Below are 24,812 nucleotides of genomic sequence, written 5' to 3'. Positions count from 1 at the left end.
GCCGGCGCCCCCCGTGTATGCCGGCGCGGCGGGGGTGGGCGTTACGTCGTCAGGGCCTGGGGGAGGGGGGTCGCGTGGAGGATGGTGAGGCCTGAGACCGCTCGGGTGAGGGCCACGTACAGGCGTCGTAGGCCCGTTCGGGTGTCCGGTTCTGCGGCGACGATCGCCGACGGTTCGTCCAGGACCACGTAGTCGTACTCCAAGCCCTTGGCCAGGGACGCCGGGACCAGGGTCAGGCGGGCGGTCGTCGTGGTTTCCTCGCCCGGCTGGAGGTACGGCAGGGCCGCTGCCGTCAGCGCCTCGGCCAGCGCCGGGATGCGCGCGTCCGCCGCGATCAGGCCGATCGAGCCCTCGTGCGTCAGCGACTCGACGCAGGCCGCGATGACGTGCTGGTTCAGCTCGGCGGCCTCCGGCACCTCGCGTACCTCCAGCGAGCCCGGGGACTCCCGTACCGACGCCACCTCCGCCAGCCCCGGCGAGATCACCGGCAGCAGCCGCGAGGCGTACGCGATCACCTCGCGCGGCACGCGGAAGCCCGCCGTCAGTTCCTCCACCACCGCGTCCGTCTTGCCCAGATGCCGCAGCGCGTCCGCCCAGCTCGCCGTCGCCCAGGGCGTCGTCCCCTGGGCCAGGTCGCCCAGCACCGTCGCCGAGCCGGTCGAGCAGCGCCGGCCCACCGCGCGGTACTGCATGGGGGACAGATCCTGTGCCTCGTCGAGCACCACATGCCCCAGCGAGTGCGTACGGGCGACCAGATCGCCCGCCTCGTCGATCAGCACCGCGTCCGCCTGCGACCACTTCGCCGACTTCACGCTCCGCGCCGGCTTCGCCCACAGGATCGTCCGCTGCTCGTCGGGCGTCAGCACGCCCTCCGCGTGCGCGGCCAGGAACTCCGCGTCGGCGAGCAGCCGCAGCACCAGCTTTGCCGGTTCGACCGGCGGCCAGGCGGCCTTCACCGCCGCCTTCACCGCCGCGCTGCGCGCCACCGCGTCCTGCACCCGGTCGTCGGGCGCCTCGCCGGCCTGCTCCATCTGTACGAGCACGGCGTGCGCGATCCGCTGCGGCAGGGCCTCGCGCGCGGCGCCGTACCGCATGTCCCGGGCCAGCAGCTGCTGGACGATCTCTTCGAGTTCGTATGCCGGTACCCGCCACCGCCGCGAACCCCTGACGACCATGACCGGCTCCGTCGGCAGCGTCACATGCGACCGCACCGCCCGCCGCAGGACCTCGGCCATACGGGCGTCGCCCTTGATGACGGCGGCGTCGGCAGGGTCCGTACCCTGTACCTCCACCGAGCCGACCAGCGAGTCCACCGTCGCCTGTTTGACCTCCAACTCGCCCAGCGCGGGGAGGACTTGCTCGATGTAGTGGAGGAAGGACGCGTTCGGCCCGATGACCAGCGTGCCGGTACGGGCCAGCCGCTCGCGGTGCGCGTACAGCAGATACGCGACCCGGTGCAGGCCGACGGCCGTCTTCCCGGTGCCGGGACCGCCCTGTACGCACACCGTGCCGCCGAGGTCGCTCCGGACGATCTCGTCCTGCTCGGGCTGGATCGTCGCGACGATGTCCCGCATGGGGCCGACGCGCGGCCGCTCGATCTCGGTCTGGAGCAGCTTGCTGGTCTGCGCCGCCTCCGTGGGGTCGGAGAGGTGTTCGTCCTCGTACGCGGTGAGGTCACCGGCGGTGTAGCCGAAACGGCGGCGCAGCCCGACATCCAGCGGGTCCTTCTTGGACGCCCGGTAGAACGGCTGCGAGACGGGGGCACGCCAGTCGATGACCATGGGGTCGCCGTCGGCGTCGTGGACGTGGCGCCGGCCGATGTAGAAGCGCTCGCCCTCCGCGCCCTCGGCCTCCGCCGCGCCCACCACGTGCAGATAGTCGAGGCGGCCGAAGAAGAGCGGGGTGTGGGAGAGATCGGCGAGGGCCTTGATGCGCTCCTGGATCTGCGCCTCCAGGACGGCGGCGTTGACCCAGTTCGCGGTGACATCGCGGATGTCGAGCGCCTGGACGTCCTCGCGCATGGCGCGGAGCGCGGCGCGGGAGGCGCCGAGGTGGGCACGTTCGCGCGCGAGGGGATCGGCGGGGTCGGTGGGATCGGTGACGACGGCGGGGGCGGTGGGGGCGGGCGCACAGGGCGCGTCTAGGGAGTCGAGGGACTGGGGTCGCTGGTCGTGCGCGGGCACGGTGTTGCCTCCGGGCTGTACGCAGGCCGACGGGCCGCGAGCCCGTCGGACGACGGGGCGGCGGTATCCGGTCGGCGTGGAATCACGTGGGACCACGTGGGGTCACGTCATGGCAGCCGTCCGGTTTCCGTCCGGACGACGGCACTCCGCAAGGGAGGCGGGCAAGACCGGCGATTGTAGCCAGTCGATGACGTGCGGGCGAATGCTTTTCTGTCCCCTCCACGCTGTCCCCTCCACACAGTCCCCGCCGCTCTGTCCCCTCCACGCCCGTCCCCTCCACGTAGGGGGTGCCCTCTGCCTGGAGTCGTACGAGCCGCCACGAAAGATTCCGTCCGCAGACCGATGTGCCTGACTATGTACGGAATCCATCATGGATATATGAGTGCTGCGACCTATACCCCGACCCACGCCCCGCACGGCGCACCCGTTCCCGGTGCGACCGCCACGGGCTCCACCCCACACCCCGCTCACCGCCTCGGCAACGCGCTGCGCGCGATCAAGGTCTTCGTGACCACCGCGTTCAGCGTGAGTGTCCTCGGGGAGTACGCCGAGGAGGCGGGCATCAAGCGCCGTTGATCCGTATCCGGGCCGACCCGGGCCGCCCCTGTACGGCCCGCACCTGAGTAGTGCCTCCGATCCACTAGGGTCGCGGCCGTGACCTACCGGACCGTGACCCTCCGCTCACTCGCCGCAGTGAGCGCGCTCGCCCTGTCGCTGACCGCACTCGCCACTCTCTGCGTCGCCCTGCGCATCGAGATGGCCGACACACTCGTCTACCGGGCGGAAGGCGCGGCCGTCGTCGGCGGCACCGATCTCTACGGGTTCACGGTCACCGAGTGGCAGCTGCCCGCCACGTACCCGCCGTTCGCCGCGATCCTCTTCGTCCCCACCACCTGGCTGCCCGTCGCCGCCCTCAAGGTCGTCTTCGTCGCCGGGAACGCCGCGCTGCTGGCGCTGTTCGTGCGCCTGTCGTGGCGGTTCGCCGGACTGCCCGCCGGGCCCGTACCGCTCCTCGTCGCCGTCGCCGCGGGGCTCTGGCTGGAACCCGTGTTCCAGACCGTCGTCTTCGGACAGATCAATCTCGCGCTCGCCTGTCTGATCCTCTGGGACCTCTCGCGGCCCGAGCACGCGCTCGGTAAGGGCTTCGCCCTCGGTATCGCGGCGGGCATCAAGCTGACCCCGGCCGTCTTCATCGTCTATCTGCTGGTGACGGGCCGCGTACGGTCAGGACTGACCGCCATCGCCTCCCTCACCGGCACCGTGCTGCTCGGGATGCTCGTACTCCCGCAGGCCAGCACCGAATTCTGGACCAGCCGCGTCTTCGACACCGGCCGGGTAGGCAAGACCTGGGTCGTCGACAACCAGTCTTTGCGCGGGCTGCTGGCGCGGGTGCTGCACACCGCGGAGCCGGGCGCGGTGTGGGTGGTGGCCGCCGCGCTCACGGCCGCCGCCGGGCTGTGGCTGGCCCGCCGGGCCGTCGTACGGTGCGGTCTGGAGACCTGGGGCGTGCTGATCACCGCGCTGACCGCGCTGCTCGTCTCGCCGATCAGCTGGTCGCACCACTGGGTGTGGTGCGTGCCGCTGCTGGCGGTACTGATCGCGGAGGGCCGGCTCCGTACGGCGGCGGCGGTCGGGGTGGTCTGGACGGCACGCAGCTTCTGGGCCGTACCGCACGAAGGGGAGCTGGACCTCCAACTGCCCTGGTGGCAGCAGCCGTTGGCCTCGCCGTACCCCTTGTTCACGCTGGGCCTGCTGGCCTTCGCGACCTGGCGTACGGCCCCGGCCCGGGCCGGCGCCGCCCTTCCGGCCCCCCGCCCGGAAGCCGGGCTGAGCACCCCGGCGGGCACCGGCTGACGACGCGGCCGTGCACCCCGGCGGGCGCCCGGCTGACGCGGCGGGCCGGGCCGCCGGCTCAGTTCTCCGTGCTCTCCGTGCTCTCTGTGCTCTCTGTGCTCTCCGGGTTTTCCGTCAGCAGCTCGTCCGCGTCCACGATGCGGTACGCGTACCCCTGCTCCGCCAGGAAGCGCTGACGGTGGGCCGCGAAGTCCTGGTCGATGGTGTCGCGGGCGACGACCGAGTAGAAGCGGGCCTCGTGGCCGTCCGCCTTCGGGCGCAGCACCCGGCCGAGGCGCTGGGCCTCCTCCTGGCGGGAGCCGAACGTACCCGAGACCTGGATCGCGACCGTCGCCTCCGGCAGGTCGATCGAGAAGTTCGCGACCTTCGACACCACGAGCACCGAGATCTCGCCCTGCCGGAACGCCTCGAAGAGCTTCTCGCGCTGCGCGTTGCTGGTCTCGCCCTTGATGACGGGGGCGTTCAGATGTTCGCCCAGCTCGTCGAGCTGGTCGATGTACTGGCCGATGACGAGGGTCTGCTCGCCCTGGTGCTTGCGTACCAGCGCCTCCGTCACCTTCCGCTTCGTCGCGGTCGTCGCGCAGAAGCGGTACTTCTCCTCCGTCTCGGCGGTCGCGTACGCCAGCCGCTCGCGGTCGGTGAGGTTGACCCGTACCTCGACACAGTCCGCCGGGGCGATATACCCCTGCGCCTCGATCTCCTTCCACGGCGCGTCGAACCGCTTCGGCCCGATCAGCGAGAAGACGTCCGACTCGCGGCCGTCCTCACGGACGAGCGTCGCGGTCAGCCCGAGCCGGCGCCTGGCCTGGAGGTCCGCGGTGAACTTGAAGACGGGCGCGGGCAGCAGATGCACCTCGTCGTAGAGGATCAGCCCCCAGTCGCGCGAGTCGAACAGCTCCAGATGCGGATAGACGCCCTTACGGCGGGTCGTCAGCACCTGGTACGTGGCGATGGTGACCGGGCGGATCTCCTTCCGGGTACCGCTGTACTCGCCGATCTCCTCCTCGGTCAGGGACGTACGCTTCACCAGCTCGTGCTTCCACTGGCGGGCCGAGACGGTATTGGTCACCAGGATCAGCGTGGTCGCCTTGGCCTGGGCCATCGCACCCGCGCCGACCAGCGTCTTCCCCGCGCCGCAGGGCAGCACGACAACACCCGAGCCGCCGTGCCAGAAGCCCTCGACGGCCTGCTTCTGGTACGGGCGCAGCGCCCAGCCGGTCTCGTCCAGCTCGATGGCGTGCGCCTCGCCGTCGACGTAACCGGCGAGGTCCTCGGCCGGCCAGCCCAGCTTGAGGAGCGTCTGCTTGATCTGGCCGCGCTCGGAGGGGTGTACGGCGACGGTGTCCGGGTCGATCCGGGCGCCGACCAGCGGCTGGACCTTCTTGGAGCGGAGGATCTCCTCCAGCACCGGCCGGTCGGTGCAGGTCAGGACGAGGCCGTGGGAGGGGTGCTTGGAGAGCGTGAGCCGTCCGTAGCGGGCCATCGTCTCCGCGACATCGACGAGCAGCGCGTGCGGCACGGGATACCGGGAGAACTCCACCAGCGCGTCGACCACCTGCTCGGCGTCATGCCCCGCGGCGCGGGCGTTCCACAGACCGAGGGGGGTCAGCCGGTAGGTGTGGATGTGCTCGGGGGCGCGCTCCAGTTCGGCGAAGGGCGCGATGGCGCGACGGCACGCGTCCGCCTGCTCGTGGTCGACTTCGAGCAGCAATGTCTTGTCGCTCTGGACGATTAGGCAGGACACACATTCCTCCAGAGAATTGGGTCGTCCGGTGACAGGAACAACGCCTGCCACGGCACGGGCTATGCCCCGTGCTCGGCACCGGAAGGGTGTCCCGGCCGGCGCGCCGGGTATGCGCGCCGCCATCTATGTTCGCTCATCGCGCGAGACCGGGGAGAGCACCTCCCGCTTTTCTCGTGGGCTGGACCGTCCCGGCCGCAACGCGTCCTCACTCGTCTCGCCACTCGTCCGGCCGGCTTCGACGTCCTGGTCGTCCTGGTCTTCTCCACCCCGCCGACGCCGTGGCTCAGGTCACGTCAGGAGTGGCGAGCGCGTGGCGGATCGCTGCCAGGGCGTCTTCGTTGGTGACGCCGAGGTTTCTGACGGCCGTCGCGTAGCTGCGGGCGTGGTCCGCGAGCCTGTCCCTCGCCGCGGCGTTCGCGGGAGACGCGGCCACGCGGGTGCCGGATCCTCTGCGGCTGTGCACCAGGCCCGCCGACTCCAGCTCTCGGTAAGCCCGGACCACTGTGTTGTTGGCCAGTCCGAGGTCGGAGGCGAGCTGGCGCACAGAGGGTAGTTTGTCGCCTTCGCGCAGTCTGCCCACGGAGATCAGATCGGCGAGCTGCGTTCTGATCTGTTCGAACGGAGGGACCGGCGTGAAGGGATCCACTCGGATGACGACCGACCCGGCTTTCATGACTGCTCCCTGACATGCGCCTGGGGCAGCAGCAGGGCGCCCAGAGTCCAGCCGGCTGTCAGCGCCGAGACGAATGCGGTGAGCCCCAGGCCACCCAGGGTCATGTTTTCCGCCCACCTTCCGCAGGTCAGGCTCTGCAGCGCGACCGCCATGGTCAGGGACACAGCGAACAGCGGTGCGGCCACAAGCAGCCCCCAGGCGCCGACGGTGGCCCGCGAACTGATCCGGCGCTGGTCGTCACTCGCGGCGCGTACGGTGATGCGCCGCAGAACCAAGGCGCAGACCACGGTGCCGATGAAGAGGCCCCCGAGGACCGGCCAGGCGTAGTAGGCGCCGGGCCAGGGCCCGGTGGTTTGGGTCTGGCCCCGGCAGCTCATGGACAGGGCCCTGCCCGCGCGGCCGGCGGTGTCTGTCGAGGCTGTCGCGACGGCGACGACCAACAGGGCCGTCAAGATCACGGCCTGGATGCCCAGGGACGCTGTCAGCCCGCGGGGGATGTGATCGCGTATGCGGCGCGGAGTCACTTCGGCCGACCGCACTCCGCTGGCTGCCGGATGTGCGATCAGGTCCGCCAGGAGCACACCGCCCACCGCGCAGAGCCCGAAGACGGGAATGGCGTAGAGCAGCTCGACATCGGGCTCGGAACTGAAAGTGACCAGATTGTTGACGGCGATCCCGACCGCCGGCCCACCCCACCGAACGGGCGTGTCCGCCCAGCTCCGCCAACTGCTCTTCGCCTCCCAGGAATTGGGCATGCGGATCCCCCTTACGTCTGCAAGTGTGTCAGTTTCCTGACACAATCTGCCGACCGGAAGGCGACTGTGTCAAGGCGATGACACAGTTTCGCCCATCGCGGGCCGATCCGGGGCCGGTGGGTTTTCTGGCGCGGGTGGGCGGCGTATACGGCGGGGGTGGGGGCATCAGGGGCGTATGACCGCTGAAACGGAAGGGACCGGGTCGGGGAGCGCCGCCCCGGCGGGTAATTCGTGGGGCCGGATCCTGTTGCGGGTGATCATCACGGTGGTGGCCTTTGCCGCCCTGGTGGCCTTCTCCGCGGTGCTGGCCGAACTGACGCTGACGCCGTCCCCGGCGTCGGCGGAGATCGCCGGGTCCAATCTTCAGCCGGGGCGTTCGCTGCGGCAGTACGCGGAGGACTACACCTTCCTCGCCGCGTGCAAGCAGATCGGCGGCAATCTGCTGATGGGCGTGCCCTTCGGGCTGATCCTGCCGGTGCTCGTACCGCGCAGGGCGCGGATGGTGCGGGTGGTGGCGCTGACCGCGGTGGTCATGGTGCTGGTGGAGCTGGCGCAGGGCTCGATCGTCGAGGGACGCGCCTTCGACGTGGATGACGTCATCATGAACACGAGCGGCGCGCTGATCGGGTATCTGCTGCTGGGCCGGCGGATCGGGCGGCGGTTCCACGCGCTGGCCGAGCCGCCCGTGAGGAAGGACGCGCCCGCGCGGTCCAAGCCGGCGCGGTCCAAGCCGATGATGACGAAGCCGGCGACGACGAAGCGGAAGCCGGCCGACAAGAAGCCGGCCGACAAGAAGCCCACAGCCAAGAAGCCCGCCGTGAAGAAGCAGACCGCGAAGAAGCCGTCCTTGAGGAAGTCCGGCTCGGCGGGTGGTCCGTCGTGGACCGAGCGCCTCGCCCGGCGTCGCTGATCCGTCCGTACGGTCCCGAGCCCTCAACCCCGCCCTCAGCCCCGCGAACGCGGGGCTGACTCATGTGCGCTGTGGTTCTTATACGAAAGTGTCATCCACATACTTGAAGAGTGCGGAGGGGATCACTACCTTCCCCCTTGTTGAACGCGGAACCTCTGTTCAGCCCACTGAACATGAGGGTGATTGCCGCGTTCGCTCCGGCCACCCGTGAGGAAGGCACTTCACCGCATGAAGAAGCCCTTGAGCCGCCGCACATTCCATCAGCTCGCCGTCACCCCGCTGCTCGCGGCCCCGGCCGTGCTCCGGCCCGGGGCGGCCCAGGCCGCGCCCCCGGCGCCGCAGCGCGCCCTGACCGTCCGTGCCATGAGCCGCGCCGCCGCCTTCATGGACGGGACCGTCTCGTACCGGGGCGGCTACGTCTGGAACTACCTCCCCGACCTGTCCGTCACCTGGGGCGAGATGGAGGCCAAGCGCACCATGTGCTGGGTCCAGCCGCCCGGTACCCCGTCCGTCGGCCACAGCATGCTCGACGCGTACCACGCCACCGGCGAAGAGGTCTGCTACCGGGCCGCCGCGCGCACCGGCCTGGCGCTCGTCGAGGCGCAGCTCCCCGTCGGCGGCTGGAACTACATCCATGACTTCGCGGGCGAGGAATCCCTGCGCGACTGGTACGAGACGATCGGCGCCAACGGCTGGCGGCTGGAGGAGTTCCAGCACTACTACGGCAACGCCACGTTCGACGACGCGGGCACCTCGGCCGCCGCGCAGCTGATCCTGCGGCTGTACGCGGAGCGCCGCGACCCGCGCTTCAAGCGGTCGCTGGACCGGGCCATCGGCTTCGTACTCGCCTCGCAGTTCAGCGGCGGCACCGCCGACGGCGGCTGGCCGCAGCGCTATCCCGCGTTCGCGGGCGCGGTCAGCCGGATGCCCTGGCCGGACAGGCGTCCCGACTGGCTGCCGCGCGGCGTCCAGCACGGCATGGAGGACGGCGACTACACCCAGCAGGTCACCTTCAACGACGACGTCCTGGGCGAGAACATCAAGTTCCTGCTGATGTGCATGTCCACGCTGGGCCGGCGCGACCTGGCCGGTCCTGTGACCCGCGCGATGGCCTGCCTGAAGCGGATGCAGCAGCCGGGGCCGCAGGCGGGCTGGGGCCTCCAGCACCTGTCCCGCGCCAAGGGCGGCCGGCCCGCCGGGGCGCCCGCGGGCGCACGGTCGTACGAACCGCGCGCCCTCGCCACGCACACCACCCAGACGAACGTCCAGCAGCTGTTCCACTACTTCCGGCTGACCGGCGACCGCGCCTTCCTCGGGCGGGTGCCCGAGGCACTCGACTGGCTGGAGAGCTGCAAGCTGACGAGCGAGCAGATCGCGGAGAACCCGCTGCTCGCCGGCCGTACCCACCCGACCTTCGTCGAACTGGGCACCAATCGGGCGCGGTTCGTCCACCGCTTCGGCTCCAACATCCGCAACGGCGCGTACTACAACGACTACGACCACCGGGAGACGCTGAGCCACTACTCGGCCGGGCGTTCCGTGGACCTGGCGGGTCTGCGCGGTACGTACGAGGAGCTGGCCGCGATGACGCCGGCGCAAGTGGCCGCCATGCGCGCCCGGTCGCCGCTCTCGCCCGCGTCCTCGCACGGCCGGCCGATTCCGCTGCCCCGCTACTTCTCGGTCCGTGACCTCCAGTTGTCCGATCTGCTGCGGGACGCGCCGCTGCCGCTGCCGGTGGTGACGGACGCCGAGGCGTCGGCGCTCGTCGACGGCCTCGGTACGAAGGACTACTGGCTGACCCCGATCGACGCCGTCACGAACCCCTATCAGGGGCCCGGCTCGACGACGCCGTACGACGGCAAGGCGTACATGAGCAAGAACGTCGGCGACCTGCGCGACACCTCGCCGTACAACCCGCAGGACCCGCCGCAGGAGCCGCCCTACCAGCCCGTCGAACACCCGCTGGGGATCAGTTCGTCCGCGTACGTGGCGAACATGGCCAAGCTCATCGGGTATGTGGCGCGGCCCTGACGTCTGGTGCGGTCAGGCCGGGTCGTCGGCCAGTTCGGCCACTCCCGTGATGCGGTGCAGGGGGTACGTACGGACCTCGTCCGCCGTGTGGTCGTACCCCGTCACGTACCCGCCCTCGACGCGCACCGGCGCGATGACGCGCTGGCTGGCCGCGCCGTCCGCGTTGACGTAGCCGATCCAGACCGCCGAGCCGGTCATCGCGGCGGCCTGGACGGTCGCGAGGGTCTCGGCGGAGGTGGTGCGGGGGAGGTCGCCGTTCCCCGACGGGGAGCCGGGGGCGGGGGTCTTCCCGGCCGCCCTCCCGGCCGCTCGCGCCGCTGCGGCAGCCGCGGCCGTCGTGGATCCGGACGTGGACGGTTCCGGCACCGGCTTGCGGACGACCGTGGCGGCCATGTCTCCCGCCCTGATCGCCTTCACCGCCGCCCCGAGCAGCGTCGCGCCGGGCGCGCGCGGCCCGTCGGGGACGGGGACCGGCGCGGTGCGCGGAGGGGTGCGGTAGGCGTGGGCACGGGTGATCAGTACGTCGCCCTCGACGGACTCGGCGGCCGGCGCGAACCCGATCGCGCGCAGCCCGTCGAGCACCGCCGCCGGGTCGGCGTGGGCCGCCAGTACGGTCGGGGCGAGGCGGCGCAGCCGCAGTCCGTGCGACCGCTTGTCGGCGAGGATCTCGTCGAGTACGGCCTCGTCGTCGCAGCGGACGTACGCGGAGGCCGAGCCGACCCTGAGATGGCCGTGCTTACGGGCCACGTCGTCGATGAGGTAGGCGAGCGGCTGGGGGACGGGCGTGCGGCTGTGGGTCTTCAGCAGGTCGTGCAGATCGGTGGCGGACTGTCCCGCGTCGAGGGCGCGGCGTACGGACGCGGGCGTGAACCGGTAGACGGTCGCGCCGCCCTTCGACTCGACGTCGGCGGCGATGGCGAGCAGCTCGGCGAGGGGACGCAGCAGGGGGCCGGGGGCGACGGCGGTCAGGTCGGCCTGGAGGAGGACATGGTCGAGGGGCTCAGGCAGGAGCGGGGCGAGGGCGAGGGCGGCGCGGGTACCGGCGGCGGCGAGTTCGGCCCGGGCGCGGGCCGGGTCCTCGGACGGGTCGGATACGGACATCAGCAGCGCGCGGGCGTGCGACGAGAGCGCGCCCCGGCCGGTGAGCCCCAGCATTTCCGCCTCGTTCAGGGTCCAGGCCGCGAGCCGCGCGCGCAGATCGTCGGGCCGCCCGGCCGCGGACGCGCCGCGCAGGGGCCGTTCCCACCGCAGCCTGGCCAGCAGTGATTCGGGGTCGGGGGCCGTGCCCTCGGGGAGGGTCGCGAGGAGGTCGAGGATCCGTCGCCGTACCTCGGGTGCAGGGCCGCGGTCCAGATCCGGGCCGAGCGCGGCGAGCGTACGGCCCTTGGTGTCCTGGCTCCCGACCAGTCCCGCGGTACGGGTGGCCGTCAGCCAGGCCGTGGCGAGGCGGGCCCACCGCTCGGGGGAGGGGAGCTCCTGCCAGTCGTCGTACGCGGGCGTCGGGGCGTATCTCTCGTCGGCCTCGCCGTCCGCCGCCAGCAGTCCCGCCGCGTAGGCGAGCTCGACCCAGAAGGCGGCCACGGGCTCGGTGACGTCCAGGGCGGCGGCGGTGCGCTTGAGGTCACGTACGGACAGACCTCCGGCCCGCAGGACGTTCGGACCGCCCTCGTTCCAGTCCTTGGCCAGCTCCTCGATGGTGGCGAGCGCGGTGTACGCCTGCCCGGCGGCCGTGCTGTCCACGATCTGCGGGCGGCCTGGGGCGCTCGCTTCCGTGGAGCGGGGCGCGACGTCGGGCGCCACGGGCTCCGGCGTACGGTGCGCGCGCCCGGCGCGCAGATGCAGCGCGGCCTCGCGCGGCAGGACGACCGTGCGGGTGGTCGCGGGCAGCAGCAGCCCGCGGTCGCGCAGCCATCGCACGGGCGGGGTGGGGCTGGAGGTGACCTCTCCGTACGGAGGCCCCCACACCAGCCGGTCCAGGACCGAGAGCGCCTCCATCGGGGCGGTGTCGAGCAGGGCCGCCATCCGCGTCCGGTCGGTGAAGAGCGCGGTGAGCGAGGCGACCGCGGAGACCGGGTCGTGGGTGGAGGGCAGCCAGGCCGCGGTCAGGATCTCCTGGAGCCGGCCGGGCGACATGCCCGCGGTGGCCTCGGCGACGGTCGGGCCGAGGCCGGTCGGCGAGGGGTGGGTGGGGGAGGGCGCGAGGAGCTCGCGTGCGGTACGCACCAGCCGCAGCCGGTCGTCCGCCCCCCAGATGAGGGCCTGGTCGCGCAGGGTCCGCACCGCGAGGGGCAGGGCCGCCTCGATCCGCGCGTCCCCTTCGTCGCCGGTCAGGAGCGCGCTCAGGGTGGCGTACGGCGCCGGCTCGGGGGCGACGGCCAGGGCCTCCGCCGTCTGGAGCGTGAACCGGTCGAGCCGCTCCAGCGCCCGTACGACAGAGGCGCGGGTGCCCGCACGTGTCGCGAGCTGCGAGAGGTCGTTCGGTACGGGAGTGAGCAGATCGGGGCGGGCACGCAGGAGGGCGGCGAGTGAGTCGTCGCCCTGGATGCGCAGGGCCTCCGCGAGCGTGCGCGGTGGCGTACCGCCGGTTCCTTCTGGCACGTGCGCCTCCTGCTCAGGCTTCGCTGGTCCCCATCCGTTCCACGTTAGCCCCTGAGGGGCGCTCCGCCGCGCCCCCGGGGCCCGGGGGCGCGGCGGGCCTTGTTCGTACGGGACGTTCGGCGGGAGGTTCGGGGTGGACGTTACGGGGATGACTCCGACACCATCGCGTGCGGGTGCCGTGTGGCGGTAGGGCTGTGCGCTGGGTGCGGAGGACTGTGTGGGGATCGAGAGCGACCAGCTGGTCTACGACTACCTGAGCCGCGTCGGTGACGCGGCCCAGCAACAGCAGCTGGAGTCCGGGGACCGGATGCGGCTGGTGTCGACGCTGCGGAACGAGATCGACCGACAGCGGGGGAAGTTCGGCAGCGACAGCCCGGCGGCCGTGCGCCGCATTCTGGGGCGGCTGGGGGAACCGGACGCGCTGGTACGGGCGGCTTCCGCGCGCGGCACGGGCGCCGCGCCGCCGCCGGTGCTGCCCGAGCCGGCCGTGCCTGAGCAGCGGGCGCGGCGGCTGAGGAAGGCGGTGATCCCGGAGCAGGCGTCGGCGCCGCCGTCGGGGGCGCTTTCGGGGGCGGCGCCGTATCCGGCCGCCACGGACGGACCGGGTCCGGTCGGCGCGCAGGCCCCCGGGAGGGAGCCCGACTGGTGGCGGATCGAGTCGGGGCCGATGGGCGTGGCGCCGACGGGTGTGCCGGGGTTCGTGGGCGGGGTGGAGATCCCGGACATCCTCAAACCGCCGCCGAAGGACCCGGAGGACGAGGCGGAGGGCGAGACGGAGGGTGAGGCCGGGTCCGAGTCCGGGGAGGCGGTCGAGAAGGGGGCGGAGGAGGACGAGGGCCGCCGCAGATTTCGCCTGCGGCTGCCCCGCCGTGGCGCGGGGAAGCAGTCCGGCGCCAGGGCCCTGTCCAACCCGTTCCTGCTGCTGGCGGCGGCGTTGCTGGTCGTCGGAGCCTTCCTCGGCTCCTGGATCGCCCTGGGCGGCGGCTGGCTCCTCGCCTACGCCTCCCGCACGCTCTCCCGCGCCGAGGCGAAATGGGCGGTCTTCGGCCTCCCGAGCGTCTCGGCCGCGGGCGGCCTGGTCTGGCTCTGGGGCCGCCTCGACGGCCGCTGGGGCGACCCGATCCCGGACGACGCCATGGCCGAGGCCCTGTCGGGCACCTGGCCGGTGGTGGTCAGAACGGCGGCGGTGACCTCGGCGCTGTACCTGATCTCGCGATCCCGGCGGAAGTAGCCGTGCACCAGGTCGTAAATACGCCTAAGCCGGGCTCGGGCGGGTGGATGCGGCCTGGGCGTCGCCGGTCGGGTTCGGGCGGTAGGGGGCTCCCGGGACTACCAGCGGGGAGCCCGTCACCGGGTCGGGGACCACCACGGACTCCAGGCCGAAGACCTGCCGTACCAGCTCCGCCGTCACGATGTCCTGCGGACGGCCCTCCGCCACGATGCGCCCCGACTTCATCGCGACCAGGTGGTCCGCGTAGCGCGCCGCCTGGTTGAGGTCGTGGAGGACGATCACGACCGTACGGCCCTGGTCGTGGTTGAGGCGGCGGACCAGGTCGAGCACCTCCACCTGGTGCGCGATGTCCAGGAAGGTCGTCGGCTCGTCCAGCAGCAGCAGGTCCGTCTCCTGCGCCAGCGCCATCGCGATCCAGACCCGCTGCCGCTGACCGCCCGACAGTTCGTCCACCGGCCGGTCGGCGAGCGCGGTCACGTCCGTGCGCTCCATCGCGTCCGTCACCGCGCGCTCGTCCTCGTCCGACCACTGCTGCCACCAGTGCTGGTGCGGCTGGCGGCCGCGCGAGACCAGGTCCGCGACCGTGATCGCCTCCGGCGCGACCGGCGACTGCGGCAGCAGCCCGATCGACTGCGCGATTTTCTTCGTCGGGATCTTCGCCAGCTCGGCGCCGTCCAGCAGCACCGCCCCGCCCCGCGGCTTCAGCAGCCGTCCCAGCGCGCGCAGCGTCGTCGACTTGCCGCAGGCGTTCGGGCCGACGATCACGGTCACCCGCCCGTCGGGGACGGCCAGTTCCAGTTCGTGGACGACCGTACGGTCCTCGTACGCGAGCGTCAGCTCCCGGGCGACGAGCCTGCTCATGCTGTGCCTCCTGCTCCCGCGGTACGGCCGCGGATGATCAGCCAGATCAGATACGGGGCGCCCACCGCCGCCGTCAGTACACCCACCGGCAGCTCCGTGGGGGACAGCAGCTTGCGGGCCAGCAGATCGCCGAGGACGACGATCACCGCGCCCAGCAGCGCCGAACACAGCAGCGGGATCTGCGCGGTACGGGTCATGCGCCGGGCGATCTGCGGTGCCAGCAGCGCCACGAAGTCCACCGGGCCCGCCGCGCCCGTCGCGACCGACGCCAGCACCACGCCCAGCAGGACGAGTCCCAGCCGGACGCGGCCGAGCCGTACCCCCAGCGCGGTGGCCGTGTCGTCGTCCATCGACACCGTGCGCTGCGCGTACGCCGCCCACAGCACCCCGGGCAGCAGCGCCAGCAGCACCCAGCCGAGCGGCGCCGCCTCGTCCCAGCCGCGGCCGTTGAGCGAGCCGGTCATCCAGACCTGGGCCTGCTGGGCGACCAGATAGTCGCCCTTGGTCAGGAAGAGCGTGGTGATCGAACGCAGCGCGATGGCGAAGCCGATGCCGATGAGCACGAAGCGCGTGGCGTGCAGCCCGCCGCGCCAGGCGAAGACGTACACCAGCGCCGCCGCCACGATCCCGCCCGTCACGGACAGATACGGCAGGACGCTGAACGAGGTGACACCGAAGGTCATCGCGCCGACGGTGAGCGCGCTCGCGCCCTGGCTGATGCCGATGATGTCGGGGCTGGCGAGCGGGTTGCGGGCGACCGTCTGGATCAGCGCGCCCGCGATGCCGAAGGCGAGGCCGACGAGCAGCCCGACCACCATGCGCGGCAGCCGCAGCGTGCCGACGACGAGTTCGTCCGCCGACGGCTGCCCGAGGAGCACCTTCAGGACCTCGGAGGGCGGTACGAAGCTCTCGCCCACGCTCAGATACGCGACGCAGACCCCGGCCAGCAGGACGGTGAGCGCGGCGGCGACGACGGCCGCCCGCCGGTGCAGCAGGAACGATCCGCGCCCGGTCCGTACGAGCGCGTAGCCCGCGGGCCGTATGCCGCCGGGGGCCGGATCCGCCCGGCCGTCGGCGCCGGCGGCCTTGGCGGCCTTGGTGGCCGTGGTCATGCCGGCACCGCCTTCCGTCGTACGAGAGCGACCAGGAACGGCACCCCGAGCAGGGCTGTCATCACGCCCGCGGGGACTTCGCTCGGCGGGAAGACGATCCGGCCGATGACATCGGAGACCAGCAGCATGACCGGCCCGATCAGGGCGGCCATCGGGAGCACCCAGCGATGGTCGGTGCCGACGATCGCGCGGGCGATGTGCGGAACGGCGAGGCCGATGAACGCGATCGGGCCGGCCGCCGCCACCCCCACGCCGGTGAGCACCGTCGCGCCGAGGCCGCCCAGGACGCGTACGGCGGCGACATTCTGGCCGAGGCCCTTCGCGACGTCCTCGCCCAGTGCCAGCGCGTCCAGACCGCGGGCCACGGATATCACCAGCACCGTGCCTATCAGCAGGAACGGCCAGACCTGACCGGCCACTTCGGCGTCCCGGCCCGCGATCGACCCCACCTGCCAGAAGCGGAACTCGTCCAGCGTCGCCGCGTTGGTCGTCAGCACCGCCATCGTCACCGACACCAGCAGTGCGTTGATCGCGGCGCCGCCGAGGGCGAGTTTGACCGGCGTCGCGCCGCCGCGTCCGCCGGAGGCGATGGCGTACACCGCCACGGAGGCGACCCCCGCGCCCGCGAAGGCGAACCACACATAGCCGGAGAGGGTGTGCACCCCGGCGAAGGCGATGGCCAGGACGACACCCACGGAGGCGCCCTGGCTGATGCCGAGGATGCCGGGGTCGGCGATCGGATTGCGGGTGATGCCCTGGAGGACGGTGCCGGCGAGGGCGAGCGCGGCCCCGACCATCAGGCCGATCAGCGTCCGGGGCACGCGCAGTTGCCGTACGACCTGGGCGTCGTCGCTGTGCCCGCCGCGCAGCAGCGCGTCGACGACGGCGGACGGAGCGACGGCGCGCGCCCCGACCGCGAGACTCAGCAGGACGGCGAGCAGCACGGCCACGACGGCTGCCGCCGTCCAGCCGATACGGCGGGCTGTCAGGACGCGTCGGGCGCTGTGGGGCACGCTGTGGGTCGTCGGGGCGGCGGCTGGCATCGGAACCAATCAGGAGGTGCGGCCGGAAGCGGGTACGGGCAGGGTGGGACAGACGATGAAGACAGGGGGCGAAGACGGGCGATGCGGACAGGTCATGGTGAGGGCCATGGTTAGGCTTGGCTAAGTCTAAGCACCTGGATCAAGCCACTCGCCTGGGCACAATGGCTCTTATGGCTTCCCTCACGGCTCGGCCCGCGCCCACGGTCGGCTTCGACCTCGATATGACCCTGATCGACTCACGACCGGGTATTCACGCCGCCTACCTGGCGCTTTCCGCCGAGACCGGGGTTCCGATCGATGCCGATCTCGCCGTCACCCGGCTCGGGCCGCCGCTCGAACTGGAGCTGGCGCACTGGTTCCCCGAGGACCGGATAGCGGAAATGGGCGACCGCTACAGGGAGATCTATCCCACATTCGCGATCGTCCCGACCCTCGCGATGCCCGGCGCCCGCGAGGCCATCGCCGCCGTCCAGACGCTGGGCGGCCGCGCGATCGTCGTCACCGCCAAGCACACGCCGAACGCCGAACTCCACCTCGCTCACCTCGGCATGGAGCCGGATGTGATCGTCGGCAAGCTGTGGGCCGAGGCCAAGGCGGTGGCGCTGCGCGAGCACGGCGCGACGGTGTACGTCGGCGACCACACGGGCGATGTGCGCGGGGCGCGCACGGCGCGGGCGCTCTCCGTCGCCGTACCGACAGGGCCGTGCGACGCGGAGGAGCTGCGTACGGCGGGAGCGGATGTGATCCTGCGGGACCTGACGCAGTTCCCGGCCTGGCTGGAGCGTTACGCCGCAGGTGAGGCCGTGGCGGACGCGCTCTGACGTCGTCTGACGGGGCTTCGGGTACGGGCCCGCGCGGCCGGCGCCCGCCGCCCTACGCGGCGGGCGAGGACGCGGCGGCGGCAGCCGACCTGGCATCCCGGCGCTGCGCCGCGATCGTCCGCAGCACGCCCGCGCCGGCGATGAGGAACCCCACCCCCATCAGCATGCAGACGGCATACGCGAGGGACGGGAACGGGTCGGAGCCGAGGAACAGCGGCGCCACGGTGACCAGAGTGGCCACGGCGCCGATGATGAAGACGATCGCGCCGATACGGACCAGCCCGTCGCCGGGTCCGGCCTCGTCCGTCGCGCTGAGTGCGCGGGATGAAGGAGTAGCAGTCACGCCACCAGGGTAGTTCCCTGCGGACAGCAGCGGACAGGAACCACTCGGCAACGTCTTGTCACCAGCCCCTGGACCATTAGCCTGGGGAGTGGCGGGTCGGTCGACCCGCTGTAGTGCTATTCAGAGCCGTTTTTGTGCGCGCCAGCGCCCCAACGAGGACGAGGACAGACGTGCCTACCGGCAAGGTCAAGTGGTTCAACAGCGAGAAGGGCTTCGGCTTTCTCTCCCGTGACGACGGCGGCGACGTCTTCGTTCACTCGTCGGTCCTCCCTGCCGGAGTCGACGTACTCAAGCCGGGCCAGCGCGTGGAGTTCGGCGTCGTAGCAGGCCAGCGCGGTGACCAGGCGCTCTCGGTGACGGTCCTCGACCCGACCCCCTCGGTCGCGGCGGCCCAGCGCCGCAAGCCCGACGAACTGGCCTCGATCGTCCAGGATCTGACGACGGTGCTGGAGAACATCACGCCGATGCTGGAGCGCGGCCGCTACCCCGACAAGGCCAACGGCGCGAAGATCGCGGGCCTGCTCCGCGCGGTCGCGGACCAGCTCGACGTCTAAGTCCTGTCGGGAAGGCGGCCGCCAGGGTTTTGGCTGGCCCCGAGCAGGTGGTACGGCACGAGCAGGAACCTCTTCCCGTCGGTGCCGAGCCAGTCGTGCTCGGTCAGCACGGGATCCAGGTCGGTGCGGGCACGGGCGGCGGACGTGTGTCCGTCCAGCGCCGCCTTGATGAGGCCCAGCGCCTGGTCGAAGTTGTCCCGCAGCCGCTCCGTGACCACTGGTCCCGGAGGCCGCGCTCGGCGCCCTGCGGGGTCGTCGCCTCCGAGAGCTGGAGGACGAAGTCCGAGGCCGAGAGGGGCTCCTTGATGTCGATGACATCGCGGAGCAGGGGCGGCTGCTGGGCCATGGAGGGGCTCATTCTCCGACGGGCGGTGGCGTGCTGTCGTCCGATCGTATGGCGTAGGTCCGACAGCGGACCAACCCTTCCGCGATTACCGGATCACCCCTCGTTGCCCCTCTGACGAGCCCGCCTACGCGGGCAGCGCCCCGCTCTGTGCCGCCTTGCGGTGACGCGCGGTCAGGCGGGAGCCGGACTCGCGGCGGGCGGCGCGGCGCAGGAGGGGTATCGCGAGGAGGAACCCGAGGACTGCCCAGGCGGTCAGTACCAGGGCGACCGTGGGCAGCTCCCAGGAGCCGGCCGGCTCGGCGGCCCGTGCGGCGTCCGGCAGCAGCGCCGAGCGCAGGCCCTGTGCCATCCACTTGAGCGGGAAGACAGAGGCCACCTGCTGGACCGGCACGGGCAGCGAGGTGATCGGGAACACCGCTCCGGAGGTGACCAGCAGCCCCATCGTGGGCAGCATGATCAACGCCAGCGCCTCGCGCGGGTTGGGCAGCACGGCGCCGATGGCCGCGCCCAGCGGTACGACGGCGAGCAGCCCGAGCGTGGTGACCCACAGCAGCGTCAGCCAGCCGCCCGGCCCGTGCGGCAGTGGCCCGTCCACCAGCAGCGCCGTGGCTACCAGGAGCAGGGCCAGGTTGCCGACCGTCACGACGACCACCAGCAGGCACTTGGCGACGAGATAGGCCGGTATCCCGCCGGGCGTGGCGCGCAGCCGCAGCAGGACGCCCTCCTCCCGCTCGGTCACGAGCATCTGCGGGAGGTTGATCAGCCCGATCTGGAACACCAGATAGGCGGCGAAGCCCGCAAGCACCAGATGGGACATCGGGGTATCGGTGCCGGGCACATCCTTGCTGACGTACGCGGCGACCAGCAGCGCGACGGCCACATTGGTCAGGTGGCCGGACATCTCCTTGGGATTGCGGAGGAGGTGCCGTAGCTCGATGCCGCCGCGAAGGAAGCCGGCACGCCAGTAGCCGCGGGTGGGGCGGCGCGGTTTCTCCGTCCCACCCGGCGCGTCGTTCACGTCCGTCACGCCTGCCGCGTCTGCCGCGTCGGCCGCGTCCGCCTTCTTCATCTTGTTCGTCACGTGTGTCCCCCTCATACGGCCTGTGCCTCCCCGTCCACGACCCCGTCCGTGCCGTCGTCCTCCCGATGCACCATGTGCAGATAGGTGTCCTCCAGCGTCGGGCGGCGGACCTCCAGGTCGGCGATCGGGCCGTCCGCGTCCTGATGGAGTTCCCAGACCAGCCGTGAGGGGTCCTCGGTGCGTTCGCGGTGGGACGTCCCGTCGTCGGCCGTCCAGCGGACCTCGGCCTGTGCGGCGGCCCGCCGGGCCAGTTCCGATGGGGTGCCGCAGGCCCGGATCCGGCCGCTGACCAGCATGGCGATCTGGTCGGCGAGCCGCTCGGCCTCCATCAGGTCGTGTGTGGTGAGCAGGACGGTGACGCCTTCGTCGCGGGCCAGTCGTTCGACCAGGGCGTGGAACTCGTGCCGCGCCTGCGGGTCGAAGCCGGTGGTCGGCTCGTCCAGGAAGAGGAGCTCGGGGCGGCCGACGATGCCGAGCGCGACATCCAGCCGCCGGCGCTGTCCGCCGGACAGCCGGTCCACCTGCTGGTCGGCCTGGTCGGTGAGGCCGACCAGGGCCAGCAGTTCGGCCGGGTCGCGCGGGTCGGGGTAGTACGTCGCGAAGTGCGTCAGCAGCTCGGCGACCCGCCAGCGGCGGTGGTCGCGCCAGGACTGCAGGACCAGTCCGATTCGGCCGCGCCAGGCGTCATCGCCCCGCTCCGGGTCCGCACCGAGGACGCTGACCTCCCCGGCGGAGCGCTGCCGGAAGCCCTCCAGGATCTCCACGGTGGTGGTCTTCCCGGCGCCGTTGGGCCCGAGGAGTGCGAAGACCTCGCCGCGGTGGATGTCCAGATCGATGCCGTGGAGGACGTCGACGTCGCCGTACGCCATGGCCAGACCGCGTGCCCGGATGACGGATTGGGCGGTTGTGGTGAACGCCGTGGTCGGGGTGGGCTCGGGGGGCGTGGTGGGCGGTGCGGGTTGTGCGGGTGTGTGCTTGAGCGTCGTCATCGTCCGGCCTCCGCGTGGTGCTGCTGCCGTTGTGCCGCCCCGGTCGCGGCCGTCGCGGGAACGTCGTCCGCTGTCGCTGCCGGGCCGGTCGCCGCCGTGGGGGCGGCGCCCTCGACGATCGCCCGGAGCGCCGCCACATGACCCTCGAAGGCGGTGCGGCCGCGGTCCGTCAGCCGTACCTTCGTGCGCCGCTTGCGGCCGCCGCCCTCCTTGTGGATTTCCAGGTATCCGGCCTCTTCCAGGGTGTGCAGCTGTTTGGAGAGCGCGGAGTCGCTGAGCGAGAGGCTGTCGCGGATGAACGCGAAGTCCGCCCATTCGGTGGTGGCGAGCAGTGCGACCACCGACAGCCGGGTGGCGGGATGGATCAGCTCGTCGAAGCCGGTGGGGGTGCTCATCGGCCGGCCTCCTCGCGGGCCGCCCGTTCGCCGTGGCCGCGCAACGAGCCGGCCGACCAGCGGCTCGCCGGCCCGACGAACAGCAGGAACACGGCCGCCGAGACCGTGGCCTGGATCAGACTGGCGAACATTGGCTCCAGTGACTCGACCAGGTGGCCGGACAGCAGGACCGTCCCGCCGGTCACTCCTCCCCCAGCGACGAACGTGGCGGACGTCCGCCAGTTGTAGCGGGAGCGGTGCAGTCGCATCCGGCTCCTGCGGCTGTAGATCACGGCCAGCACGCTCAGCAGCGCGACGTACGCGGCGACGAGCAGCCAGACGCCCCACCGGGGCAGGTCCAGGCCCAGACCGGCCAGGAAGACCCACATGATCGCGGCCGTGGCGTATGCCGCGCCGGGGCCGCCGGACGCGCACCGCTCGATCTCGTCGTACACCCGCTCCTGCGGCACCCGGATGCGCTGAAGATCTTTCCAGGCCTGTTCGGCATCCACCGGTGTGCTCACGGCCATCGCCTCCCATGACGAATCAAGACAGTTCAAGACACTTCATGTGCGGTTCAAGGAAGTTCGAGAGGGGTCGGAACGGCATATGGCCGTGCGAGAAGAGCCCCACTTTACTTTCCTACTGGGAAAGTACCCCCGACTTTCCCGGAAGGCAAGTCGTGAGTGTGTCGGTGTCGGCGGGTCTCGCCGAGTTCAACCGGCAGGAGTGAGGAGCAGTTGTGTGCGACATCCCGCGGCGCGCCACGAGGGGGTAACAGGTCGGCCGATGGTTGCGCCGCAAACACCGCTGGTCCAGCTGGAAGGACCTGCGCTGCCGCTACCGCAAGGGCGGTGTGGTGGCCGGCCTCGGAGGAACGATCACTGTTCAATCCGGCGAAGGCAGGCACGACACGCTACCGATACCGGGGAACGAAGATCCCAACTCCCTGGCCGGCAACGGGATGAGAGCCCACGGAAGCCACATCTCCCGAACGTCTGACAGGCTCCATCGCGCGATCGACGCTTCGAACCTGGGGTGTGCTCCACCTCTGCGGGAACGCTAACTACCCGGCCTTGCGGGAAGGCCCTGTCCAGCAGGTCCTGTCCGGCGGGATCTTCGCGGATCAGACGAAACGCAGCGCGTCGGGGCCGAGGGGCGGCACCAGCCCCTCGGCCGCGGCGCGCGTGAGCAGGCCGCGGATCGCCGCGTAGCCGTCGACGCCCAGGTCCGCGGTGAACTCGTTGACGTACAGGCCGATGTGCTGGTCGGCCACCGACGGGTCCATCTCCTGGGAGTGCTCCAGGACATACGGGCGTGAGGCCTCCGGGTCGTCCCAGGCCATACGGACCGACCTGCGGGTCGACTCGGCCAGCAGCTGGAGCCGTTCCGCGCCCAGCGAGCGCTTCGCGATGATCGCGCCCAGCGGGATCGGCAGGCCCGTCGTGGACTCCCAGTGCTCGCCCATGTCGGCGAGGCGGTGCAGCCCGTAGTCCTGGTAGGTGAAGCGCGCCTCGTGGATGACGAGTCCGGCGTCCACCTTGCCGTCCCGTACCGCCGGCATGATCTCGTGGAAGGGCAGGACGACGACCTCGCCCACCCCACCGGGAACGACCTCCGCCGCCCACAGCCGGAAGAGCAGATAGGCCGTGGAGCGCTCGCTCGGTACGGCGATGGTCCGGCCCGTCAGATCGGCGCCCGGCTCCTTCGTCAGGACGAGCGGGCCGCAGCCCCGGCCCAGCGCGCCGCCGCAGGGCAGCAGGGTGTACTCGTCGAGAACCCACGGCAGCACGGCGTACGAGACCTTCAGTACGTCCAACTCACCGCGCTCCGCCATGCCGTTCGTGACGTCGATGTCCGCGAAGGTGACATCGAGGCCGGGGGCCCCGGGCACCCGGCCGTGGGCCCAGGCATCGAAGACGAACGTGTCGTTCGGGCAGGGGGAGTAGGCGATCCGCACGGTCATGACGGCTCCTCGAAGACTGGGGTGAGCAGCGTGATCGCGGTCCGCAGCGAGTCCAGCGCCGGGCCGATCCGCCAGGCCGCGCGGTCGCGGGGGCCGACGGCGTTGGAGATCGCGCGGATCTCGACGCACGGTACGGAGTGGACGGCGGCCGCCTCGGCGACACCGAAGCCCTCCATCGCCTCGGCGGCGGCGAGCGGGTGACGCGCGGTCAGTTCGGCCGCGCGGGCGGCCGTGCCGGTCACGGTGGAGACGGTGAGGACGGGTGCGAGGACCGCGCCGGCCGCCGCTTCGGCGCCCAGGATCTTGGCCATACGTACCGTCAGTTCCGCCGGGGGCCGGTGGACGCTGCGGCCGAAGCCCAGCTCGTCGACCGGCAGATAGCCGTCGGGGGTCTCGACGCCCAGGTCCGCGGCGATGATCGAGTCCGCGACGACGAGCGAGCCGAGCGGGGCACGGTGCGGGAAGCCGCCGCCGATGCCGGCCGAGATGACCAGGTCGTACGGAGGGTCGTACGGCGAGGAGGCCAGCGCCGTCGCCGTGGCGACCGCCGCCGCGGCCGGGCCGACCCCGCCCGCCAGGACGTCCACCACCGGTATCTGCACGGACGACGGCCGGGGCATGTACTGCGCGTGGCTCGTCAGCTCGTACCCGCCGGTCATCTCCCGGACGGCACCGCCCGCGAACCGGCCGAGCCCCGCGGCGACGGAGTCCGCCTCCGCCGCCACCGCCGTCACCACAAGCACACGCATGGCGGAGCCTCTCAGGGACGCCCGGCCGTCCACCGCACCGGGGCGCGGGGCCGAAGCCGGGGTCGGGGTCGGGTCAGGAAGTCTTCTTGAACTCGAAGTGCCAGATGCCGGTCAGCTTCTTGCCGTCGGTCTCGACGATGCTGACCTGCGTGTCCTTCGTGGTCTCGCCGGTCTGGCTGGTGAAGAAGGCGCTGCCCGGGATGGTCCGGTACGTCTTCTTGTACGGCTCCTGCTCGGCCTGCTGGCCGTTGATGAAGAGCGTCCAGCCGTGGTCCGCGATCTCCGGGTCGACCCCGAAGCGGATCTTGTCGTCCATCGCGACGTCGATGGTCTTGTCCGCCTTCTTGTTCAGGCAGGGCTGGATGTCGGACTCGCTGATCGCCTTGCCGTCGTTGTAGCAGGTCGCCTCGGTGTTGACCGAGTTGTCGCCGACCGTCACGGTCGCGAGCGGCGTCGGCTTGTCACAGGCGGCGAGGACGAGGAGTCCGGCGGACACGGCGCCGAGAGCGACGCCGGCCCGGCGGGCCTTACCAGAGAAGAACGCAACGGTCATGGGTCGAAGGCTATCGCTCGCCCGGCTCCACGCCGCGCCGG

23 protein-coding genes and 1 pseudogene are annotated in these 24,812 nt (G+C 71.7%); 7 read left to right on the top strand and 17 right to left on the bottom strand.

The annotated features are described in order from the left end of the window. Nucleotides 1-41: 41 nt before the first annotated feature. Nucleotides 42-2,183: a HelD family protein gene (locus tag ACFVWW_RS18035; RefSeq protein ID WP_386878607.1), complete on the bottom strand. Its 2,142-nt coding sequence runs from the start codon at nt 2,181-2,183 to the stop codon at nt 42-44. Between the two features lie 378 nt (nt 2,184-2,561). Here ACFVWW_RS18035 and ACFVWW_RS18030 point away from each other — a divergent pair, with 378 nt between their 5' ends. Together ACFVWW_RS18030 and ACFVWW_RS18025 are read left to right on the top strand one after the other, a co-directional pair. Then, complete coding sequence (locus tag ACFVWW_RS18030) at nt 2,562-2,759, top strand: hypothetical protein (RefSeq protein WP_384178735.1); 198 nt, start codon at nt 2,562-2,564, stop codon at nt 2,757-2,759. A gap of 78 nt (nt 2,760-2,837) precedes the next feature. After that, the gene (locus ACFVWW_RS18025) at nt 2,838-4,037 is read left to right on the top strand and encodes a glycosyltransferase 87 family protein (RefSeq protein WP_384178737.1); all 1,200 of its coding nucleotides are present in this window, start codon (nt 2,838-2,840) and stop codon (nt 4,035-4,037) included. Between the two features lie 58 nt (nt 4,038-4,095). Here ACFVWW_RS18025 and ACFVWW_RS18020 read toward each other — a convergent pair whose 3' ends face one another. The 3 genes from ACFVWW_RS18020 to ACFVWW_RS18010 form a co-directional block, all read right to left on the bottom strand. Next, the gene (locus ACFVWW_RS18020) at nt 4,096-5,781 is read right to left on the bottom strand and encodes a DNA repair helicase XPB (protein ID WP_386878608.1); all 1,686 of its coding nucleotides are present in this window, start codon (nt 5,779-5,781) and stop codon (nt 4,096-4,098) included. A gap of 283 nt (nt 5,782-6,064) precedes the next feature. Further along, on the bottom strand, nt 6,065-6,454 hold the full coding sequence (locus ACFVWW_RS18015) for a GntR family transcriptional regulator (protein ID WP_386878609.1): 390 nt from the start codon (nt 6,452-6,454) through the stop codon (nt 6,065-6,067). After that, nucleotides 6,451-7,209: a hypothetical protein gene (locus tag ACFVWW_RS18010; RefSeq protein WP_386878610.1), complete on the bottom strand. Its 759-nt coding sequence runs from the start codon at nt 7,207-7,209 to the stop codon at nt 6,451-6,453. The genes ACFVWW_RS18015 and ACFVWW_RS18010 overlap by 4 nt, the downstream gene beginning before the upstream one ends. A gap of 175 nt (nt 7,210-7,384) precedes the next feature. On the opposite strand from ACFVWW_RS18010, the gene ACFVWW_RS18005 reads away from it, so the two are divergent. Together ACFVWW_RS18005 and ACFVWW_RS18000 are read left to right on the top strand one after the other, a co-directional pair. Then, nucleotides 7,385-8,119, top strand: a complete 735-nt coding sequence (locus ACFVWW_RS18005; protein WP_386878611.1) for a VanZ family protein — start codon at nt 7,385-7,387, stop codon at nt 8,117-8,119. A gap of 228 nt (nt 8,120-8,347) precedes the next feature. Continuing rightward, the gene (locus ACFVWW_RS18000) at nt 8,348-10,150 is read left to right on the top strand and encodes a pectate lyase (protein ID WP_386878612.1); all 1,803 of its coding nucleotides are present in this window, start codon (nt 8,348-8,350) and stop codon (nt 10,148-10,150) included. 12 nt (nt 10,151-10,162) lie between these two features. On the opposite strand, the gene ACFVWW_RS17995 is transcribed toward ACFVWW_RS18000, so the two are convergent. Continuing rightward, nucleotides 10,163-12,748 (bottom strand): helicase-associated domain-containing protein, encoded by a 2,586-nt coding sequence (locus ACFVWW_RS17995; protein ID WP_386878613.1) that lies wholly within the window; start codon nt 12,746-12,748, stop codon nt 10,163-10,165. A gap of 217 nt (nt 12,749-12,965) precedes the next feature. On the opposite strand from ACFVWW_RS17995, the gene ACFVWW_RS17990 reads away from it, so the two are divergent. Continuing rightward, on the top strand, nt 12,966-13,979 hold the full coding sequence (locus ACFVWW_RS17990) for a hypothetical protein (RefSeq protein WP_386878614.1): 1,014 nt from the start codon (nt 12,966-12,968) through the stop codon (nt 13,977-13,979). A 24-nt stretch (nt 13,980-14,003) separates the two neighbouring features. Here ACFVWW_RS17990 and ACFVWW_RS17985 read toward each other — a convergent pair whose 3' ends face one another. Genes ACFVWW_RS17985 through ACFVWW_RS17975 form a run of 3 tightly spaced genes read right to left on the bottom strand, consistent with a single transcriptional unit; the run spans nt 14,004 to nt 16,995 of the window. Beyond that, nucleotides 14,004-14,840: an ABC transporter ATP-binding protein gene (locus tag ACFVWW_RS17985; protein ID WP_386878615.1), complete on the bottom strand. Its 837-nt coding sequence runs from the start codon at nt 14,838-14,840 to the stop codon at nt 14,004-14,006. Further along, the gene (locus ACFVWW_RS17980; RefSeq protein ID WP_386878616.1) at nt 14,837-15,952 is read right to left on the bottom strand and encodes a FecCD family ABC transporter permease; all 1,116 of its coding nucleotides are present in this window, start codon (nt 15,950-15,952) and stop codon (nt 14,837-14,839) included. Before ACFVWW_RS17980 ends, ACFVWW_RS17985 begins: the two co-directional genes overlap by 4 nt. Further along, entirely contained in the window at nt 15,949-16,995 is a 1,047-nt protein-coding gene (locus ACFVWW_RS17975) for a FecCD family ABC transporter permease (protein WP_384178753.1), read from the bottom strand. Before ACFVWW_RS17975 ends, ACFVWW_RS17980 begins: the two co-directional genes overlap by 4 nt. A gap of 170 nt (nt 16,996-17,165) precedes the next feature. On the opposite strand from ACFVWW_RS17975, the gene ACFVWW_RS17970 reads away from it, so the two are divergent. Beyond that, nucleotides 17,166-17,816 (top strand): HAD family hydrolase, encoded by a 651-nt coding sequence (locus ACFVWW_RS17970; RefSeq protein ID WP_384332054.1) that lies wholly within the window; start codon nt 17,166-17,168, stop codon nt 17,814-17,816. A 52-nt stretch (nt 17,817-17,868) separates the two neighbouring features. Here ACFVWW_RS17970 and ACFVWW_RS17965 read toward each other — a convergent pair whose 3' ends face one another. Then, nucleotides 17,869-18,159: a hypothetical protein gene (locus tag ACFVWW_RS17965; protein ID WP_384332057.1), complete on the bottom strand. Its 291-nt coding sequence runs from the start codon at nt 18,157-18,159 to the stop codon at nt 17,869-17,871. A gap of 170 nt (nt 18,160-18,329) precedes the next feature. Here ACFVWW_RS17965 and ACFVWW_RS17960 point away from each other — a divergent pair, with 170 nt between their 5' ends. Next, on the top strand, nt 18,330-18,713 hold the full coding sequence (locus ACFVWW_RS17960; RefSeq protein ID WP_384178759.1) for a cold-shock protein: 384 nt from the start codon (nt 18,330-18,332) through the stop codon (nt 18,711-18,713). A 35-nt stretch (nt 18,714-18,748) separates the two neighbouring features. On the opposite strand, the pseudogene ACFVWW_RS17955 reads toward ACFVWW_RS17960, so the two are convergent. From ACFVWW_RS17955 to ACFVWW_RS17920, 8 genes and pseudogenes are all read right to left on the bottom strand, one after another. Next, nucleotides 18,749-19,059 (bottom strand): annotated as a pseudogene (locus ACFVWW_RS17955) (hypothetical protein); the annotation flags it as partial. A gap of 124 nt (nt 19,060-19,183) precedes the next feature. Next, nucleotides 19,184-20,128 (bottom strand): ABC transporter permease, encoded by a 945-nt coding sequence (locus ACFVWW_RS17950; RefSeq protein ID WP_386878708.1) that lies wholly within the window; start codon nt 20,126-20,128, stop codon nt 19,184-19,186. A 23-nt stretch (nt 20,129-20,151) separates the two neighbouring features. Then, nucleotides 20,152-21,129, bottom strand: coding sequence for an ABC transporter ATP-binding protein (locus ACFVWW_RS17945; protein ID WP_386878617.1), 978 nt, complete (start codon nt 21,127-21,129; stop codon nt 20,152-20,154). Continuing rightward, on the bottom strand, nt 21,126-21,524 hold the full coding sequence (locus ACFVWW_RS17940) for a transcriptional regulator (RefSeq protein WP_386878618.1): 399 nt from the start codon (nt 21,522-21,524) through the stop codon (nt 21,126-21,128). The genes ACFVWW_RS17945 and ACFVWW_RS17940 overlap by 4 nt, the downstream gene beginning before the upstream one ends. Continuing rightward, nucleotides 21,521-22,033 (bottom strand): hypothetical protein, encoded by a 513-nt coding sequence (locus tag ACFVWW_RS17935; protein WP_384178767.1) that lies wholly within the window; start codon nt 22,031-22,033, stop codon nt 21,521-21,523. Before ACFVWW_RS17935 ends, ACFVWW_RS17940 begins: the two co-directional genes overlap by 4 nt. A gap of 596 nt (nt 22,034-22,629) precedes the next feature. After that, complete coding sequence (locus ACFVWW_RS17930) at nt 22,630-23,469, bottom strand: 1,4-dihydroxy-6-naphthoate synthase (RefSeq protein ID WP_384332063.1); 840 nt, start codon at nt 23,467-23,469, stop codon at nt 22,630-22,632. Beyond that, on the bottom strand, nt 23,466-24,218 hold the full coding sequence (locus ACFVWW_RS17925) for a futalosine hydrolase (RefSeq protein WP_384178771.1): 753 nt from the start codon (nt 24,216-24,218) through the stop codon (nt 23,466-23,468). Before ACFVWW_RS17925 ends, ACFVWW_RS17930 begins: the two co-directional genes overlap by 4 nt. A gap of 73 nt (nt 24,219-24,291) precedes the next feature. Beyond that, complete coding sequence (locus tag ACFVWW_RS17920; protein ID WP_384332069.1) at nt 24,292-24,771, bottom strand: DUF2771 domain-containing protein; 480 nt, start codon at nt 24,769-24,771, stop codon at nt 24,292-24,294. Nucleotides 24,772-24,812 lie beyond the last annotated feature (41 nt).

Origin of the sequence: Streptomyces sp. NPDC058198 (genome assembly GCF_042882605.1) — a bacterium.
In the GTDB taxonomy this organism is placed as follows: domain Bacteria; phylum Actinomycetota; class Actinomycetes; order Streptomycetales; family Streptomycetaceae; genus Streptomyces.
The sequence above is the reverse complement of the archived record's forward strand: the minus strand, read 5'-3'. Positions and strand labels throughout refer to the sequence as shown.